Source organism: Mesorhizobium sp. M2E.F.Ca.ET.209.01.1.1, assembly GCF_004010375.2.
Classification (GTDB): domain Bacteria; phylum Pseudomonadota; class Alphaproteobacteria; order Rhizobiales; family Rhizobiaceae; genus Mesorhizobium.
Map to the genome: position 1 here is coordinate 370,763 of NZ_SADP02000001.1, position 16,532 is coordinate 387,294.

Annotated in this window: 20 protein-coding genes; 9 read left to right on the top strand and 11 right to left on the bottom strand. The window is 64.5% G+C overall.

Features of this window, described 5'->3' with window-relative positions; all coding sequences use genetic code 11:
- Positions 1–12: 12 nt before the first annotated feature.
- From EN852_RS01855 to EN852_RS01870, 4 genes are all read right to left on the bottom strand, one after another.
- On the bottom strand, positions 13–981 hold the full coding sequence (locus tag EN852_RS01855; RefSeq protein ID WP_127874691.1) for a glycosyltransferase family 2 protein: 969 nt from the start codon (positions 979–981) through the stop codon (positions 13–15).
- On the bottom strand, positions 974–2,140 hold the full coding sequence (locus EN852_RS01860; RefSeq protein WP_127874692.1) for a glycosyltransferase family 87 protein: 1,167 nt from the start codon (positions 2,138–2,140) through the stop codon (positions 974–976). The genes EN852_RS01855 and EN852_RS01860 overlap by 8 nt, the downstream gene beginning before the upstream one ends.
- Positions 2,141–2,261: 121 nt before the next feature.
- The gene (locus EN852_RS01865) at positions 2,262–3,299 is read right to left on the bottom strand and encodes a zinc-binding dehydrogenase (RefSeq protein WP_127874693.1); all 1,038 of its coding nucleotides are present in this window, start codon (positions 3,297–3,299) and stop codon (positions 2,262–2,264) included.
- Between the two features lie 4 nt (positions 3,300–3,303).
- The gene (locus tag EN852_RS01870; RefSeq protein ID WP_127874694.1) at positions 3,304–4,545 is read right to left on the bottom strand and encodes an acyl-CoA dehydrogenase family protein; all 1,242 of its coding nucleotides are present in this window, start codon (positions 4,543–4,545) and stop codon (positions 3,304–3,306) included.
- 115 nt (positions 4,546–4,660) lie between these two features.
- Here EN852_RS01870 and EN852_RS01875 point away from each other — a divergent pair, with 115 nt between their 5' ends.
- The 6 genes from EN852_RS01875 (at position 4,661) to EN852_RS01900 (ending at position 9,023) form a co-directional block, all read left to right on the top strand.
- The gene (locus EN852_RS01875; RefSeq protein WP_127874695.1) at positions 4,661–5,476 is read left to right on the top strand and encodes an SDR family oxidoreductase; all 816 of its coding nucleotides are present in this window, start codon (positions 4,661–4,663) and stop codon (positions 5,474–5,476) included.
- Between the two features lie 39 nt (positions 5,477–5,515).
- Positions 5,516–6,001, top strand: coding sequence for a MaoC family dehydratase (locus EN852_RS01880; RefSeq protein WP_281035842.1), 486 nt, complete (start codon positions 5,516–5,518; stop codon positions 5,999–6,001).
- Positions 5,998–7,035, top strand: a complete 1,038-nt coding sequence (locus EN852_RS01885; RefSeq protein WP_127874696.1) for a phosphotransferase family protein — start codon at positions 5,998–6,000, stop codon at positions 7,033–7,035. The genes EN852_RS01880 and EN852_RS01885 overlap by 4 nt, the downstream gene beginning before the upstream one ends.
- A 16-nt stretch (positions 7,036–7,051) precedes the next feature.
- Complete coding sequence (locus tag EN852_RS01890) at positions 7,052–7,828, top strand: SDR family oxidoreductase (RefSeq protein ID WP_127874697.1); 777 nt, start codon at positions 7,052–7,054, stop codon at positions 7,826–7,828.
- A gap of 151 nt (positions 7,829–7,979) precedes the next feature.
- Entirely contained in the window at positions 7,980–8,624 is a 645-nt protein-coding gene (locus tag EN852_RS01895; RefSeq protein WP_127874698.1) for a TetR/AcrR family transcriptional regulator, read from the top strand.
- Between the two features lie 165 nt (positions 8,625–8,789).
- A complete protein-coding gene (locus EN852_RS01900) occupies positions 8,790–9,023 on the top strand; it encodes a DUF680 domain-containing protein (protein WP_127874699.1) in 234 nt (77 codons plus the stop codon).
- 78 nt (positions 9,024–9,101) lie between these two features.
- On the opposite strand, the gene EN852_RS01905 is transcribed toward EN852_RS01900, so the two are convergent.
- From EN852_RS01905 to EN852_RS43110, 7 genes are all read right to left on the bottom strand, one after another.
- On the bottom strand, positions 9,102–9,323 hold the full coding sequence (locus EN852_RS01905) for a hypothetical protein (RefSeq protein ID WP_127864203.1): 222 nt from the start codon (positions 9,321–9,323) through the stop codon (positions 9,102–9,104).
- Positions 9,324–9,409: 86 nt separating this feature from the next.
- Positions 9,410–9,991, bottom strand: a complete 582-nt coding sequence (locus tag EN852_RS01910; RefSeq protein WP_127874700.1) for a sarcosine oxidase subunit gamma — start codon at positions 9,989–9,991, stop codon at positions 9,410–9,412.
- Positions 9,984–12,977 (bottom strand): sarcosine oxidase subunit alpha, encoded by a 2,994-nt coding sequence (locus tag EN852_RS01915; RefSeq protein WP_127874701.1) that lies wholly within the window; start codon positions 12,975–12,977, stop codon positions 9,984–9,986. Before EN852_RS01915 ends, EN852_RS01910 begins: the two co-directional genes overlap by 8 nt.
- Positions 12,974–13,270, bottom strand: coding sequence for a sarcosine oxidase subunit delta (locus EN852_RS01920; protein ID WP_112126462.1), 297 nt, complete (start codon positions 13,268–13,270; stop codon positions 12,974–12,976). Before EN852_RS01920 ends, EN852_RS01915 begins: the two co-directional genes overlap by 4 nt.
- A 13-nt stretch (positions 13,271–13,283) precedes the next feature.
- A complete protein-coding gene (locus EN852_RS01925; RefSeq protein WP_127864200.1) occupies positions 13,284–13,706 on the bottom strand; it encodes a hypothetical protein in 423 nt (140 codons plus the stop codon).
- Complete coding sequence (locus EN852_RS01930; protein WP_095817466.1) at positions 13,706–14,959, bottom strand: sarcosine oxidase subunit beta; 1,254 nt, start codon at positions 14,957–14,959, stop codon at positions 13,706–13,708. The genes EN852_RS01925 and EN852_RS01930 overlap by 1 nt, the downstream gene beginning before the upstream one ends.
- Positions 14,960–15,000: 41 nt before the next feature.
- Positions 15,001–15,126 carry a hypothetical protein gene (locus EN852_RS43110; protein WP_281407769.1) on the bottom strand — a complete coding sequence of 42 codons (126 nt, stop codon included), beginning with the start codon at positions 15,124–15,126 and terminating at the stop codon, positions 15,001–15,003.
- Positions 15,127–15,156: 30 nt separating this feature from the next.
- Between EN852_RS43110 and EN852_RS01935 the strand changes: the two genes are divergently transcribed.
- From EN852_RS01935 to rpsU, 3 genes are all read left to right on the top strand, one after another.
- A complete protein-coding gene (locus tag EN852_RS01935) occupies positions 15,157–15,525 on the top strand; it encodes a DUF2568 domain-containing protein (protein ID WP_127874702.1) in 369 nt (122 codons plus the stop codon).
- Positions 15,526–15,691: 166 nt separating this feature from the next.
- Entirely contained in the window at positions 15,692–16,084 is a 393-nt protein-coding gene (locus EN852_RS01940; RefSeq protein WP_127864197.1) for an SET domain-containing protein-lysine N-methyltransferase, read from the top strand.
- A gap of 173 nt (positions 16,085–16,257) precedes the next feature.
- Positions 16,258–16,524 (top strand): 30S ribosomal protein S21, encoded by a 267-nt coding sequence (gene rpsU, locus EN852_RS01945; RefSeq protein WP_042639546.1) that lies wholly within the window; start codon positions 16,258–16,260, stop codon positions 16,522–16,524.
- Positions 16,525–16,532: the final 8 nt, after the last annotated feature.

Genomic DNA, 16,532 nt, shown 5'->3' on the forward strand with positions numbered 1-16,532 from the left:
GGACCGACCGGGTCATTCGCCGGGGGTGGCCTGCTCGGCGGCGTTGCCCTGCAGGACATCGCGCACGATATAGACGGGCCGGTCCTTGCTTTCGCTGAGCGTCACCCAGACATATTCGCCGATCAGGCCGAGCAGTGCCAGGTTGAGGCCGCCCAGCAACACGACGGCGACCATGATGCTTGGATAGCCGGGCACGGCGATGCCAAAGAAGAGCACCTCGAAGACCACTTTCACGCCGTAGGCGAGACCGGCAAATGCCGCCAGCAATCCGATTAGGCTGATGATGCGCAGCGGGATCACGGAAAACGAGGTGAACCCTTCGATCGAGAACGCGATCAGGTTGAACCGGCTCCATTTCGACGTGCCGCCGGCGCGGCTTTCCGGCGAATAAAGCACCGCCTTCTGGCGAAAGCCGGCCCAGGCGAACAGGCCCTTGTTAAAACGACGCTTGTCGCGCACGCGGGTCAAGGCATGCGCCACCGCGCCGCGCATGACGCGGAAGTCCCCGGCATTTTCGGGGATATCGAAACGCTGGCTGCTGTTGATCAGCTTGTAGAAAAGCCGCGCCAGCTGGCTGCGCCGCCAACTGCCCTCCCGCCGGTCGTTCTGCGCAAAGACGACATCGATCTCCGGGTTGTCGACCAGCTCGCCGATCATCTTCAGGCTGATGTCCATGGAATGCTGCAGGTCGGAGTCCATGATCAGGACCAGGTCGCCGCGGGAATGGTCGAGGCCGGCGAGCACCGCCGCTTCCTTGCCGAAGTTACGGCTGAGCCGCACGATCTCCCAGGAGCCGGACAGCGCCGCCGCGAATGTCTCGGCGCTGCCGTCGTGGCTGCCGTCATCGACGAGTATCTTGCGCACCGTCATGCCGAAGCGCTCCGCCACGGCAGCCTCGAGCCTGTCGAGCAGCCCGACGAAGGCAATCGCGGATTCGGCCTCGTTGAAGAACGGCGCGATGACGTCGAGCCTCTCAGCCATGCGCGACGGCTCCCGCGGCCGGCATATTCTGTTTGCCTCGCGCCCAGAGCCAACCGATCAGCAGGCAAGCAACAATGCTGATGCCGATTGGCCGGAACCACGGGTGGAAAAGGTCGTGCAGCCGCGTATCGACGCTGGTCAGTCCAGTGACGAAGAGCAGCACAGCCAGCAACCATCGCATGATCACGGGTCCCTTCTCCCGCCACAGCAAAGCAATGGACAGGCCTGCCGGCACCGCCACCATGGCATAGGTGTTCTGCTCGACCCGCGGATTGAAGACGCACATATAGAACGCCGCGGTGAGGAAAATGGCCAGACCGCTGACGTTCGGGTCTAGCTTGCGGTCGAACTGGAGCACCACCCACAGCGTAAGCAAGCCCGCGGCGACGCGCACGATCGTCGCGTCAATGTCCGGGAGCGTCATCCCAAACCTTGTGAAGGGCGCCGTGAAATCGGCCGGGACGAAGGGGCCGGTCGGGTCAACAGTCATCGAAGTGAGCATCCGGAAGAAATCGTAATACTGGGCGTTGATGTAGCCCGCGGGTGCAAAACCGTAGGGGATGACGAGCACGACAATCACCGCCAGCGCCAGGACCGGTATCAGCCTGGGACGCAGCGCGCCCACCAGCGGCAGCATGATGATCGCCGTCGGCTTGGCGATGATCGCAAGCATGGCCCAGAAGAAGCATTCGGCGCGGCGCCCCTCGAGTGACGACAGCGTCAGAAACCAGCACGCACCGGTCAGCAGGATCGTCGCCTGGCCGTTGCGAAGCGCTCCCAGCGAAACCGGCAGGGCGAGGAAGAGACCGAAGGACAGGAGCCATGTCTGCTCCTCGCCGCCCACCTTGCGGACCTGGCGCATCGCGGCAAAGGTGAGCGCCCCGAAGCCCAGCGCGTGCCACAGGATGTTACCCAGATATGGCCCGAGTTTCAGCAGGGGGACGTAGAGGACGGCGAAGGCGGGAGCGTATAGATACCCCATGGCGACTTGGACCTGATACAGCGGTTGGCGGCTCAGGAAAGCTTCACTGCCATATCGATAGATACGGATCACCGAGCGTGTCTCGGGCGACCATAGCACCAAGCCGAGCACGACCAGAAACGACCCCACCCACAGCCAAAATCCCAAACGGTCGAAAACCGGCTTGGAAATTATCATCGAATGCCCCCACCCAACGCTCGAAGCGGGATCAGTCAAGCACCGTCCCGGCATTTTGATGGCGGCATATCATGGCCAAAACAACGCAGCATAGCCGCCGCCGGCCCGCCGTCCGGCGATATCATGGTTTTATGAACACCTTTCCATTGGGCTTGGCGAGCTCGGCCGGCAGCCGTGCCATCGCCTCGTCCAGCGGCACGACCGCCGTGACGTCGGTCGACCAGCGTCCGTCGGAAAAGCGCTTCTGCGCCTCCAGCACCGCCGGACCTAGCCTGTCGCGGAACTGCCGCATCCATTCGGCCAGCCAGAAACCCTCGACGCGTTTGTGCTGGAAGATCAGTTGCCCCGGCTCGCGGATCACCGTCGGCTCGGCGTCAAGCCGGCCATAGACGATCCAGCGCGCACGTTTCGGCATGGCATTGAAGATAGTCGAAGCCAGCGGGCCGGTGACCGCGTCGAGGAAGATGCGCGGCTGCTCGGCCTTCATCGCCTCGCGCAGCGCTGCCTCGAAATCCGCCGCCTTCTCATTGAGCACATGGGCGGCGCCGAGGTTCTTCAGCAGCTGGATCTGCTCGTCACGGCGCACGGTGACGATCGGCCGGAAACCTTCTTCCTTCGCCAGCCCGATGATCAGCTTGCAGAGCTGGCTGGCGCCGGCGGTCATGATGAAGGCCTTTTCGCCCTCCTCTCTGACGATGTCGAACATGGCCAAGGCGGTCAGCGGGTTGACGATCATCGCGGCCCCATCCTCGTCGCGCACCGTGTCGATGAGCGGGATGCAGGACGCGGCCTCGGCAACCGCATAGTCCGCCCAGGCGCCCCAGTTCGACACGCCGGTGGCGAAGGCGACGCGCTTGCCGGCAAGGCTTTTTGCGTACGGGCCGTCGCCGGTGGCGACGACGACGCCGACGCCTTCGAAGCCCGCCGGACGGCCCTTGACCCGCGGCTGGCCGTACTGGCCCTTGATGAAGGCGACGTCGGAGGGGTTGATCGAGGCGAGGCTGACCTTGATCAGCGCCTGTGTCTGCGCTGGCGCCGGCACGGCTATGCTGCCGGGCTCAAGGTAAGGCTCCATTGCCTCCAGCGCGGCCGCAGAAGGCGTCTTTGTATAGCCGTCGCCGACAAGCAGCAGACCTCGCATTTGCGATGGAAGCGTCATGGCGTCAGACCTTTTCCTGCGTGTATTTCTTCAGTTCCGTGCGCGCCACCTGGCGCCGGTGCACGGCGTCCGGCCCGTCGGCCAGCCGCAGCGTCCGCAAATGTGTCCAGGAGCGGGCAAGCGGCGTATCCTGGCTGATGCCTTGCGCGCCGAACATCTGCACCGCCTCGTCGGTGACCTTCAGCGCGACGCGGGGCGCCACGACCTTGATCTGGCTAATCCAGGGCGCGGCCGCGCGCGCGTCCCCCTGGTCGATCATCCACGCAGCCTTGAGGCACAAGAGCCGCGCCATCTCGATCTCCATCCGGCATTCGGCGATGATGTCGAAATTGGCGCCGAGCTTGGCCAGCGACTGGCCGAAGGCCTCACGCCGCACCGAGCGCTGGCACAGCATCTCCAGCGCCATCTCGGCCTGGCCGATGGCGCGCATGCAGTGATGGATGCGGCCCGGCCCCAGCCGCCCCTGCGCGATCTCGAAGCCCCTGCCCTCGCCGAGGATCAAATTCGCCGCCGGCACCCGCACATTGTCGAATCGCAGATGCATATGGCCATGCGGGGCGTCGTCGTCGCCATAGACTTGCATTGGCCGCAATTTGGTGATGCCCGTGCTGTCGGCGGGCACCAGGATCATCGAGTGCCGGCGATGCTGCGGCTCCTGGTCCGAGCCGGTCCTGACCATGACGATATAGATGGCGCAGCGCGGATCTCCGGCGCCGGACGCCCACCATTTCTCGCCGTTCAGCACATAGGCGCCGCCCTGCCGCTCGCAGCGCATCGAAATATTCGTCGCGTCCGAGGAGGCGACGTCCGGCTCGGTCATCAGATAGGCCGAACGAATCCTGCCCTCGAGCAGCGGCTCCAGCCAATCGCGCTTGTGCGCTTCCGAGCCGTAACGCTCCAGCACCTCCATGTTGCCGGTGTCGGGCGCCGAGCAGTTGAAGGTCTCGGCGCCGAGATGCGCCTTGCCCATCTCCTCCGCCAGATAGGCATATTCGACGGTGGAAAGACCGTAGCCGCGTTTGGAATCGGTCAGCCAGAAATTCCACAACCCGCGCTCCCGCGCCTTCGTCTTCAAGCCTTCGAGGATCTCGGTCTGCCTGGCGGTGTAGGCCCAGCGGTCGCCCTCATTGCCGATTTCGGCCAGAAACTCCTCGCCCAGCGGCGCGATCTCGTCGCGCACCATCGCCGCCACGCGCTGGTGGATCGGCTTCAGCCGCTCGGTCATGCCGAGATTCATGTCCGCCATCGCTTCCGGCCCTTTCGCAGATAGATCTTTACCCGTGGCAAGGATGACCGTACTTCGGCTAGCCTTGTCAACGCGAGTCCCTCGCCGGTTTGATCGAGGGTGCGGGAGGAATGCGATGAGCTATCTGGACAAGCTGTTCTCGGTCGCCGGCAAGACCGCGCTGGTAACGGGCGCGGCGACCGGCATCGGCCGCATGGTGGCGACCGGCCTGGTGCGCGCCGGTGCTCATGTGATGATCGCCTCGCGCAAGGGCGAGGACTGCGCCAAGGTCGCCAACGAATTGAACGCGCTCGGCGGCTCCGGCCAGGCCGAAGGCTTTGCCGGCGACGTGTCCAGCGAAGCGGGCATCGCCGCACTTGTCGCCGAGGTCAAGGCGCGCACGGAGCGCCTGCACATCCTGGTCAACAATGCCGGCATTTCCTGGGGCGCGCCGCTGCAGGATTTCCCCTACCATGCCTGGGCCAAGGTGTTCGGCGTCAACGTCACCGCCGTCTTCCACCTGACCAGGGAACTCTTGCCGCTGCTCGATGCCGCGGCAAGCGACGAGGACCCGGCCCGCGTGATCAATCTCGGCTCGGTGATGGGCACCCAGCCGCTGGCCGACGACGCCTATTCCTACGCGGCCTCGAAAGCGGCGGTGCATCATCTGACGCGCACGCTGGCAATCGAGTTCGCCGCCCGCCGCATCACCGTCAACGCCTTTGCGCCCGGTCCTTTCCAGAGCCGCATGACGGCCTTCGCCACCGCGACCGAGGAGCAGGCGAAACATGTTGGTAACCATGTTCCGCTCGGCCGCATCGGCGTGGCGGATGACATTGCCGGCGCAACGCTTTATTTGTGCAGCCGTGCCGGAAGCTATGTCACCGGCGCCATCCTGCCCATCGACGGCGGCCAGTCGGTGCAGCATGGAATGACTTTGTTCAAGGAGTAAGTCGCCCGATTCAGGGAATCGGGCGGGGGTGCGGAGGACATCAGCGTGGAACCGATCAGTCTCGATACGCTTCTGGCAAGCGTCGGCAAGGAGGTCGGCGTCTCGCCCTGGCGAACGGTGACGCAGCGCATGATCGACCAGTTCGCCGATGCGACCGACGACCACCAGTTCATCCACTGCGATCCGGAGCGCGCCGAGCGCGAGACGCCGTTCGGCGGCACCATCGCGCATGGTTTCCTGTCGCTGTCGCTTTTGTCGGCGATGACCTTCGAGACCATGCCGCCGCTGGAAAACACCAAGATGGGCGTCAATCACGGCTTCGACACGCTGCGTTTCCTGGCGCCGGTGAAGACGGGCGCGCGCATCCGCACCCGCTTCGTGCTGGCCGACGTCAAGGTGAGGCCCTCCGGCTGGGTGCAGACGGCGCATGACGTGACCATTGAGATCGAAGGCTCGAAGAAGCCCGCCCTGACGGCGCGCTGGCTGACTTTGACGCTGATCGAGCGTCAGCCCGAGAACGCATGAGCGGCGAGGCCGGCGCCATAGACCAGGCGGTGCTTGCGCCCTATCTCGAGGCGCATATTCCGGGTTTTGCCAGCCTTGCTTCGATCGAGAAATTCAAGTCCGGACAGTCCAATCCGACCTATCTGTTGACCGCCGCCAGCGGCCGCTTTGTGCTGCGCGCCAAGCCGCCGGGACAATTGCTTAAATCCGCGCACCAGGTCGACCGCGAATTCCGAGTTATGCAGGCGCTTGCCGGCACGGCTGTGCCGGTGCCGCGCATGCTGCATCTTTCGGCCGAAGACTCGCCGATCGGCCGCATGTTCTACGTCATGGAATATCTCGACGGCCGCATCTTCTGGGACCCGTCCCTGCCCGATGCGTCCGACAGTGGCGAGCGCGCCGCGATCTATGACGCGATGAACGCCACGCTGGCAGCCCTGCACGATGTCGACGTGGAAGCCGCAGGCCTTGGCGATTTCGGCAAGCCCGGCAGCTATTTCGAGCGCCAGTTCGCCCGCTGGACGAGCCAGTATCGCGCTTCCGAGACCGAAACCGTCGCCGACATGGATCGGCTGATTGCATGGCTCGAAACCCATATGCCGGCCGATGACGGTCGCGTCTCGCTTGTCCATGGCGACTACCGGCTGGACAACATGATGTTCGCGCTCGATGCGCCGAAAGTCATCGCGGTGCTCGACTGGGAGCTGTCGACGATCGGCCACCCCTTCGCCGACCTCGCCTATCAATGCATGCAATGGCGGCTGCCGCATGCCTCGGGCTTTCGCGGCCTCGGCGGCGTTGACCGCGCCGCTGCCGGCCTGCCGTCCGAGGAGGCCTATGTCGCAGCCTATTGCAAGCGGCGCGGCATCGGGACGATCGACAACTGGACCTTCTTCCTGGCCTTCTCATTCTTCAGGCTTGCGGCGATCTGCCAGGGCGTCTATCGCCGCGCGCTGGACGGCAATGCCTCCAATCCCGAGAAGGCCAAGACCTACGGAGAGGCCGTCAAACTGCTTGCGGCGCTGGCGGTGGAACTGATCGACAAGAAGAGCTGAAGCGGAGAGCGGACAAATGGGCCGTTTCAACGGGGCGACCGTCCTCATCACCGGCGCGACGGGCGGTCTCGGCAGCGGCGCGGCAAAGGCCTTTGCCGCCGAGGGCGCGCGGCTGGTTCTTTCCGACCTCAACGAGGCCGCGCTTGCCGATTTCGCGGCTACTCTCGACGCCGAGACGGCGATCCTTGCCGGCAACATCGCCGATGAAAAGCTCTCGGAGGATCTTGTGCAACTGGCCGTCGAAAAATTCGGCCGGCTCGACATCGCCGTCAACAATGCCGGCATCGTGCACAGCTTCGTGCGCCTGCCGCAGGTCACATCCGAGGAGGCACGCCGCGTGGTCGAGGTCGACCTGCTCGGCGTCTTCTATGCCATGAAGCACCAGATCCCTCAGATGGGGCGCCAGTTCAGGGAAAGCGGCAAGGGCGGCGTCATCGTCAACATCGCTTCGGTCGCCGGCCTCTCCGGCGCGCCCAAGCTTTCGGTCTATGCCGCCGCCAAGCATGGCGTCGTCGGGCTGACGCGCTCGGCGGCGGTCGAATACGCCAGCAAGGGGATTCGCATCAACGCCGTCTGTCCCGCCCATACGCGCACGGCGATGGTCGACGGCTTCATCCGCCTCACTGGCGCGCCTGAAGCCGAAGCACTTGCCGAGCTCACGCGCGGCGTGCCGATGAAGCGTGTCGGCGAGGTCGACGAGATCACGACCGGCATCCTGTTCCTCGCCGACCCGGCCAATTCCTTCATGACCGGCCATGCTCTCGCGCTCGATGGCGGCATCGGGGCGATTTGAGCAATTCCAGGAAAAGTGCTTTGCGGTTTTCCGACCGGAAGGCGTTAAACAGAGGTTGGAGCGCACGCAAGGGAACCAGCCTGCTCCCTTGTCCGTTTCCGTACAGCGTATATAATTTCGTCAGGCAACCAACGATAAAAGGCAGCGGACATTGACGCTGAGCGTTCAGAAACGCCGCGAAAAACAGAAGGCGGAGCTGCGCTCCGAACTCGTCGCGGCAGCTCACAAGCTGGTGCAGGAAGAAGGCTACGAAGGCCTGACCATCCGCAAGCTCGCCAAGCGCGTCGGCTATGCGCCGATGTCGGTCTATTCCTACTTCGCCGACAAGCAGGACATCCTGTTCGCGCTCGCCGAGGACGCGTTCGAAACGCTGGCGCGGCGCATCGAGGAACACCCCGCCGACGACCCGGTCGAGGCGCTCAAGGCGGTAATGACCGAATACGCCGCCTTCGGGCTCGGCAATCCCAACGAATACCGCACCGTCTTCATGACTGAGAAGACCAGGCTGCCGGAGGGGCGCAGTTACGAGGACATTGAAGAGGGCAACCCCGCCATGAAGGTGCTGATCAAACGTGTCGAGGCCTGTGTTGCCGCGGGCAGGCTCAAGGGCGATCCGCGCGCCATTGCCACCATGCTGTGGACCGTCGGTCACGGCATGATTTCGCTGCTGATCACCTTCCCCTTCTATCCGTTCGGTGATCCCCAGGCCTATGTGAAGCGGATGTGCGATTTCATGCTGGCCTCTTTGTCGGCGCAGGATATCCCCCCGCTCACCGAAACACCTGTCAACTGCTGACCGGCGTTTGCGCCGCTTTTCCGTGATGCCGATCGCTTGGATTCGCGGCGACGAATTCTTACGTTCAAGAAAAGTTGTCGTACGCGTACAAATTGCCTCTTGAATTCAGCTTCCGTTAACCGTATGTGTACGCTGTATCGTACATGTACGAACCGGAGACGGAAAATGAAGAAGACCATCCTCACCCTCGCTGCCGTCCTGGCTTTCTCGGGCGCCGCGGTTGCCGGCGCGAGCCAGCCGGCCAAGCATGCGCCGGCTGCCTGCAACCAGACCAACGCCAATGTGGCCCTCGATTGCACCGCGACCGGCTCCGTCGAGAAGGCGGACACCACCAAGACCCAGCCGAAGAGCCCGAAGCTTGGCATCGACGTCAACCCGTGGTTCGTGCCCGGCCTGTAAGCGCTACTGGTAAGATTTCAAACGAAACGGGCGGCACTTGGCCGCCCTTTTCGTTTTGTCTGTCGCTTCGAGTAAAGCCTATTTCTTGCGCGATTTCGTTCCCGCCACGGTCTTGGCCTTGCCGGGCTTGGCCGGGGCGCCGGGAATGGCGCTACTGGTAATTGATACGGGGTCGCTGGCCGGAAAAGTATCCTCGAGGCCTTCCTCGAGTTCTTCTTCCTCGATCTCGTGCCTTTCATGCTCCAGCGATCGGACAGCCGCTGTCTTCTTCGGCGACTTCGGCGCGGTTCTGGACGGCATCGGCGATCTCCCTCGCAGGCTGCGGAAACGGACAGGGCCGGCGATGGTTCCGGCTGCGCGGCTATCCGAGGGTGCAGCGTGAAAGATCAGTCCGCCGCGTCGCTCGCCGCTTCCGAAAGCAGAGTAAAGACATAGTCCGAGAAGGAACGCCAGCATTCCACACGGAAGGCATCGGCTGCGGTGCGCAGCAGCACGATCTCGGATTTGCCAAGGATGGTGCGCGAGGCCGCTCCGACCGGGAAGGCGGAGAGCGACAGGTCTTGCGGACAACCTGAATTGACCGTCACGGCCGCCGCTGGTCCGGCGACAGAAATCCCCACATTCCGATGCGAGATGCCGACCGCCGAATGCTGCGCGGTCACCTTGGCGCAGTCGGCGAGCGGGTCATTGCCGGCCTCGTCGATGATCATCCATTCGTCCGGGCCGAGCCACAGCGCGGTGCGCCCGTCCTTCATGGCCGAGGTCTTCGGCTTGACCGGCAGCGTCAAGCCGAGCGCCTTGGAAAGCGCGGCAAGCGAAGCTTGCGGCGCGCGCAGCGAGATGCGTTCGGCCGGCGGCAGCATCTCCACCTTCACGCCGGGCGCCGACAGTGTGCGGCCGGCAAGCGCGGGGCGGCGCTCGACGGAAGCGGATGCAGCGGCTTTTGTCTTGGCAGCAGCCTTAGCCATTGAGGCGTTCTCCCTTCTCGTCGACGAACACCATGCCGGTGACTTCCACCTCGATCGTGCCGTTCGGCATCGGCACATAGAGCGTCTGCCCCATGCGGTCGCGGCCGCCGGCAACCAGCGCCAGCGCGATCGAACGGCCGCAATTCTCCGACCAGTAGCTGGAGGTGACGTGGCCGATCATCTTCATCGGGATCGGCTGTTTCGGATCCGCGACAATCTGCGCGCCCTCTTCCAGCACGACTTTCGGGTCCTTGGTCTTCAGCCCGACAAGCTGCTTGCGGCCCTTGGCCACCAAGTCGGAGCGGGTCAGGCCACGGATGCCGACGAAGTCGGTCTTCTTCTTGCCGACCGCCCAGTCTAGCCCGGCATCGTTCGGCGTCACCGTGCCGTCCGTGTCTTGCCCGACGATGATGTAGCCCTTCTCGGCGCGCAGCACGTGCATCGTCTCGGTGCCGTAGGCGGTCGCACCATGCTTCTGGCCCTCGGCCCACAACGCTTCCCAGACCGCTTCGCCATAGTCGGCCGGCACGTTGACTTCAAAACCGCGCTCGCCGGTGAAGGACATACGGAACAGCCTAGTCGGCACGCCGCAGATCTTGCCCTCGCGCACCGACATATGCGGCATCGCCTCGTCCGACATGTCGATGCCTTCGACCAAGGGTTCGATAATTTTCCGCGCGCTCGGCCCCTGCACCGCGATCACCGCCCATTGCTCGGTGATCGAGGTCAGCCAGACATTGAGATGCGGGAACTCGGTCTGGAGATAGTCCTCCATATGGTTCATGACACGCGGCGCGCCGCCTGTGGTCGTTGTCACGTGGAAGCGGTCCGGCGCCAGCCTGCCGACGACACCGTCGTCATAGATGAAGCCGTCCTCGCGCAGCATGATGCCATAGCGGCAGCGGCCGGTTTCCAGCTTCTCCCACGGATTGGTGTAGAGCAGCTCCATGAACTTTGCCGCGTCCGGCCCGACCACCTCGATCTTGCCGAGCGTCGAGGCGTCGAACAGGCCGCCGACCTTGCGCACCGTCACGCATTCGCGGTTGACGGCGGCATGCATGTCCTCGCCGGCCCTGGGGAAATACCAGGCGCGCTTCCAGTGGCCGACATCCTCGAACACGGCACCTTGGCGTGCCGCCCAGCCATGCGTCGCCGTGCGCCGGGTCGGGTCGAACAGCGCGCCGCGCGCGTGGCCGACGATCGAACCGAAGGTCACCGGCGTGTAGGGCGCGCGGAAGGTGGTGAGGCCGACTTGCGGGATCGGCTTGCCGAGCTCTTCGGCGGCGATCGCCAGGCCGTGCATGTTGGACGTCTTGCCTTGGTCGGTCGCCATGCCGTTGGTGGTGAAGCGCTTGACGTGCTCGATCGAATGCATGCCTTCATGCACCGCCTGGCGGATGTCCTTGGCGGTGACGTCGTTCTGGAAATCGACGAAGGCCTTGACCGTGGTGGCCGGCCCGGCGCCGGGGGCGGCGCCCAGCATGCCGCGCGACCAGCTCTCGCCGGCATCGACTTTCGGCTTGGCTCCCTTCCCGGCCTTGACGCCGGCATCCTTCGCCGCCTTGGCTCCGGCCGCATAGGCCTCGTCGACCGTTGCGTCCAGCCCGTCGGTGCCGTTGCAGGCGCCGACCGAGACACAATCCTGCGCGTAGGTGCCGGGCACGAAGCGTTTGGTCTCGTCGTTGAAGGCGACCTTGCCGCGCGACTGCGAGAAGAGATGCACCGACGGCGTCCAGCCGGCCGACATCAGGATCGCGTCGACCGGGATGGTGCGTTCGCCGCCGCCATTCTTCGGCTGCACGGTCATGGACGACACGCGCAGCTTGCCGCCAGCGTTCACCACCGCGCGGCCGAAATTGATCTCGATGCCGAGCTCCCTCGCTTCGTCGATCACCGGACAGGTCGGGTTGTCCCGCAGGTCGACGATGGCCGCGATATTGACGCCGGCCTTCTTGAGGTCGATCGCGGCGGCATAGGCGGAATCGTTCGCCGTATAGACGCCGATATTCCTGCCGACCGCGACGCCATAGTGGTTGAGATAGGTGCGCGCCGCGGACGCCAGCATCACGCCGGGACGGTCGTTGTTGGCGAAGACCATGTGCCGCTCGATGGCGCCGGTGGCGATGACGACGCGGCCGGCGCGGACCTGCCACAGGCGCTCGCGCGCCAGCTCGCGGCCCGGGCTCTTGAGATGGTCGCTGACCCGCTCGACCAGGCCGACGAAATTCTGCGCGTAATAACCAAAGGCGGTGGTGCGGGAGAGCACGCGCACATTGTCCATCGCCTTGAGCTTCGCGATCGCGCCTTGAGCCCATGCGAAGCCGTCCTGGCCATCGATCCTGGCGCCGCTCTCGAAGCGCAGGCTGCCGCCGAATTCGGCCTGCTCGTCGGCGAGGATCACCCGCACGCCCGTTTCAGCGGCGGCAAGGGCAGCGGCAATGCCGGCGGCGCCGCCGCCTAGCACCAGCACCTCGCAATGCGCGTAGCGCGCGGCATAGTGGTCCGGGTCCGGCTTCTCGGGCGAAACGCCGAGGCCGGCCGCAGCGCGGATCTTCGGCTCGTAGAGATCCTTCCAGGCCCATTTCGGCCACATGAAGGTCTTGTAGTAGAAGCCGGCCGAAAATAGCGGCGAAGCGACGTCGTTGACTGCGCCGACGTCGAAGGAAAGCGACGGCCAGCGGTTCTGCGAATTGGCGGTCAGCCCGTCATAGAGCTCTTGCACGGTGGCGCGAACATTCGGCGTCTTGCGCGCATCGTCGCGCACGATCTGCACTAGCGCGTTGGGCTCCTCCGCGCCGGCCGACAGGAAGCCGCGCGGCCGGTGGTATTTGAAGGAACGGCCGACCAGATGCACGCCGTTGGCAAGCAACGCCGAGGCGAGCGTATCGCCCTCCATGCCGGCATAGGGCTTGCCGTCGAAGCTGAACGAGGCGGTCTTCGCCTGGCTGAGGCGCCCGGCGCCTGAAATGCGTAACATGGCGTTCATTTCGCGGCTCCAGGCAGCTTCGCGGGCTTCGGCTCGCCGGCCTTGTAGGTCATGACGAACTTGTCGGTGACGGTGTCGCGAACCGCGTTGAAGAAGCGCGCGCAGCCATGGATGTGCCGCCAGCGCTCGTAGATGACTCCCTTCGGGTTCGCGCGGATGAAGAAGAATTTCTCGAAATCGTCGTCGCTCTCGGCGGCAATGTTGGTGGGGCGCGCGATATGCGCCTCGCCGGCATTGCGGAACTCGAGTTCCGGGCGCTCTTCCTCGCAATAGGGGCAGCGGATGAGAAGCATTTTTCGGTGGATCCTACAATTCGCCATGGCCGACGCGGGCGCCGGCCGGTTGATCGCAAAGCCTTTGGCCGAGCGCCGCGAAAGGCGCCACGAGCCGCATGCGCTCCTCGACGCTGACCGAGGGTTTGAACAGCGCGCGGTTTGCCATATTTCCGAGCGTCAGCTGCATCGGGTCGGTGGTGACGATGACGCCGCGCGGCTGGAAGGGCTCGTTCTCATCCAGATCCTTCGGCCTGTTCTCGAAGAACATCACCACTTTTTGGCCTGCACTCCAGACGCAGGCCAACATCCCTTCGTCGACGGAGAACGGCCAGCCCATCTCGTTGTCCTCGCGGCTGATCGCCTGCAAACGGACTTCGCCAGGCGTCGGCAGGTGAAACAACCCCTGTTCGCCGGCGAGCACCAGCGGCATCGCGACAGCCATTTGCGCCATCATCAGTGCGCCACTGCCGCCGCCGCGGCCTCGTCGATGAGGCGGCCGGTGCGGAAGCGCTCGAGCGTGAAGGGCGCGTTGATCGGGTGCGGCTCGTCCTTCGCGATCGTATGCGCGAAGACATTGCCCGAGCCGGGCGTTGCCTTGAAGCCGCCCGTGCCCCAGCCGCAATTGACGTAAAGGCCCTTGACCGGCGTTTTCGCCAGGATCGGCGAACGGTCCGGCGTGACGTCGACGATGCCGCCCCAGGAACGCAGCATCTTCATGCGCGTGAAGATCGGGAACATCTCGCAGATGGCGTCGAGCGTGTGCTGCAATATGTGCAGCCCGCCGGTCTGCGAATAGGAGACATACTGGTCGGTGCCGGCGCCGATGACCAGCTCGCCCTTGTCGGACTGCGAGATATAGGCGTGCACGGTGTTGGACATCACCACGCAGGGCACCACCGGCTTGATCGGCTCCGACACCAGCGCCTGCAGCGGATAGCTTTCGAGCGGCATGCGCACGCCGGCCATGTTCATGATGACGGAGGAATGGCCGGCCGCGACCACGCCGACCTTCTTGGCGCCGATGAAGCCGCGCGTCGTCTCGACACCGCTGACCGCGCCGTTGGCCGCGCGCTTGATGCCGGTGACCTCGCAATTCTGGATGATGTGTACGCCGCGCGCCGACGCGCCGCGCGCATAGCCCCAGGCGACCGCGTCGTGCCGCGCCGTGCCGCCGCGCCGCTGCAGCGCAGCCCCCATCACCGGATAGCGCGCTTCCTTGGAGATGTTGAGCGGCGGACAGAATTCCTTCGCCTGTTCCGGCGTCAGCCATTCATTATCGATGCCGTTGAGCCGGTTCGCATGGATATGGCGCTTGAACACCTGCACGTCATGCACATTGTGCGCCAGCATCATGACGCCGCGCGCCGAATACATGACGTTGTAGTTGAGCTCCTGGGAGAGCCCATCCCACAGCTTCAGCGCATGGTCGTAGATGCCGGCGCTTTCGTCATAAAGGTAGTTGGAGCGGATGATGGTGGTGTTGCGCCCGGTGTTGCCGCCGCCGAGCCAGCCCTTTTCCAGCACCGCGATGTTGGTGATGCCGTGCTCGCTCGCCAGGTAATAGGCCGTCGCCAGGCCGTGCCCGCCGGCGCCGACGATGATGACGTCGTATTCCTTCTTCGGCTCGGGCGAGGTCCACTGCTCTTCCCAGCCCTTGTGGCCGCGCATCGCCTCGCGGGCGATGGCGAATACCGAATATTTCTTCACGTTATAGCCTCGCGCCAAAAATCGCGGATGTCGTCCGCCCGTCACGCGAGGAGTATCACTAGCGAAACCGCGATGTCATCCTTGCGCTGATTGCGACGGCGCTTGCCGCTTTGCGCCATGCCGAAAGGATGGCGTCCGGGCTGGTAGCGGCGGCCGCGATCGGCCATACCGACCGCTCCGAGACCTGGAGGATGGATATGGGTAATGCCTGGTGGAATCTGACCCTGCGCTTTCTGCTCGAACTTGCGGCGCTGCTTGGGCTCGGCATGGCAGGCTGGAGCCTTTCCGAAGGGTGGTGGCGCTGGCTCCTCGCCTTGGCCTTGCCGCTTGTTGCGGCAGCGCTGTGGGGAACCTTCGCGGTTCCCGACGACCCAAGCCGCTCAGGCCGAGCGCCCGTTGCTGTGCCGGGCGCGGCGCGGTTGTTGTTGGAACTCGTCATACTGTTCGGCGGCTCCGCCGGGTTCTATCTGGCAGGTCATGCGGCTGCAGGCCTGGCCATGGCTCTGCTGATCGTCCTCAGCTACGCCTTCTCCCTGGACAGGCTGGGTTGGCTGTTGCGGCAGTAGGGCGACAGCGGCCTTTGCCGCGGCCAAAGCCGGCCGCCTCGATCAACCGGACGTGATCCGTTTGGCGGACAGCAGGCTTGCTCATCCGCTGAAATCTCGCGATACGGCCTTGCATTCCGGTCCGTTTTGACGATTTTTCGTTTCCCGTCGAAACGGGGCTGGAACGATGCTGCTGATCAGAACCTATGTTGCCCAGAGCGCCATCGAGGGCGTCGGCGTCTTCGCCGCCGAGCCGATCCGCAAAGGCGCGTCGATCTGGCGGCTCGATCCCGATTTCGACCGGCTGATCCCGATGGAGAAATACGAAGCCGCGCCCCCGCATCTGAGGGAATTGCTCGACCGCTATGCCTATCCGAGCCCGGACAAGCCGGGCTTCATGGTCTATGAGGTCGATAATGGCCGCTTCATGAACCATGCCGAGCGGCCGAACACGGATTTCTCGCAATATGGCGGCGCCACCGCCATTCGTGACATCGCCGCCGGCGAGGAAATCACCTGCGATTATGGCGAGTTTTTCGAGGATTTCGCACGCCTCCATCTGGCGGCGGTGGAAGGTTGAATCGCGGCGGGGCGGACCGCTCCGGTTTTTGATCGCGCTTTCCCGCAATCAGCGGTGGACATCCCAGCCTGATTCTGCTATCAGCCGCCACAATTCGCGGTGCAACTCGCCGCGGAGGCATCCCGGCTATGGCCGATTGCCTAACGATTTCAAACCCGAAGACAGGATTGCCCGTGCAGGTACTCGTCCGCGACAACAACGTTGATCAGGCGCTTCGCGCGCTGAAGAAGAAAATGCAGCGCGAAGGTATTTTCCGCGAAATGAAGATGCGCGGTCACTACGAGAAGCCGTCCGAGAAGCGTGCCCGCGAGAAGGCGGAAGCCGTGCGCCGCGCCCGCAAGCTGGCCCGCAAGCGCGCCCAGCGCGAAGGCCTGCTGCCGATGACCCCGCGTCCGGCTCCGGCCGGTGCTGGTGGCGCGCCGCGTTCGCCGCGCTCATAACGCCTATT

Excerpts from the sequence above, each read along its gene's own strand:
- EN852_RS01925 (WP_127864200.1), bottom strand. The coding sequence starts at position 13,706 with ATGATGGCGCAAATGGCTGTCGCGATGCCGCTGGTGCTCGCCGGCGAA.
- EN852_RS01865 (WP_127874693.1), bottom strand. The coding sequence starts at position 3,299 with ATGACGCTTCCATCGCAAATGCGAGGTCTGCTGCTTGTCGGCGACGGC.
- EN852_RS01890 (WP_127874697.1), top strand. The coding sequence starts at position 7,052 with ATGGGCCGTTTCAACGGGGCGACCGTCCTCATCACCGGCGCGACGGGC.
- EN852_RS01870 (WP_127874694.1), bottom strand. The coding sequence starts at position 4,545 with ATGGCGGACATGAATCTCGGCATGACCGAGCGGCTGAAGCCGATCCAC.
- EN852_RS01920 (WP_112126462.1), bottom strand. The coding sequence starts at position 13,270 with ATGCTTCTCATCCGCTGCCCCTATTGCGAGGAAGAGCGCCCGGAACTC.
- EN852_RS01855 (WP_127874691.1), bottom strand. The coding sequence starts at position 981 with ATGGCTGAGAGGCTCGACGTCATCGCGCCGTTCTTCAACGAGGCCGAA.
- EN852_RS01875 (WP_127874695.1), top strand. The coding sequence starts at position 4,661 with ATGAGCTATCTGGACAAGCTGTTCTCGGTCGCCGGCAAGACCGCGCTG.
- EN852_RS01900 (WP_127874699.1), top strand. The coding sequence starts at position 8,790 with ATGAAGAAGACCATCCTCACCCTCGCTGCCGTCCTGGCTTTCTCGGGC.
- EN852_RS01935 (WP_127874702.1), top strand. The coding sequence starts at position 15,157 with ATGGGTAATGCCTGGTGGAATCTGACCCTGCGCTTTCTGCTCGAACTT.
- EN852_RS01910 (WP_127874700.1), bottom strand. The coding sequence starts at position 9,991 with ATGGCTAAGGCTGCTGCCAAGACAAAAGCCGCTGCATCCGCTTCCGTC.
- EN852_RS01860 (WP_127874692.1), bottom strand. The coding sequence starts at position 2,140 with ATGATAATTTCCAAGCCGGTTTTCGACCGTTTGGGATTTTGGCTGTGG.
- EN852_RS01940 (WP_127864197.1), top strand. The coding sequence starts at position 15,692 with ATGCTGCTGATCAGAACCTATGTTGCCCAGAGCGCCATCGAGGGCGTC.
- EN852_RS01885 (WP_127874696.1), top strand. The coding sequence starts at position 5,998 with ATGAGCGGCGAGGCCGGCGCCATAGACCAGGCGGTGCTTGCGCCCTAT.
- EN852_RS43110 (WP_281407769.1), bottom strand. The coding sequence starts at position 15,126 with ATGGCCGATCGCGGCCGCCGCTACCAGCCCGGACGCCATCCTTTCGGC.
- EN852_RS01905 (WP_127864203.1), bottom strand. The coding sequence starts at position 9,323 with ATGCCGTCCAGAACCGCGCCGAAGTCGCCGAAGAAGACAGCGGCTGTC.
- EN852_RS01915 (WP_127874701.1), bottom strand. The coding sequence starts at position 12,977 with ATGAACGCCATGTTACGCATTTCAGGCGCCGGGCGCCTCAGCCAGGCG.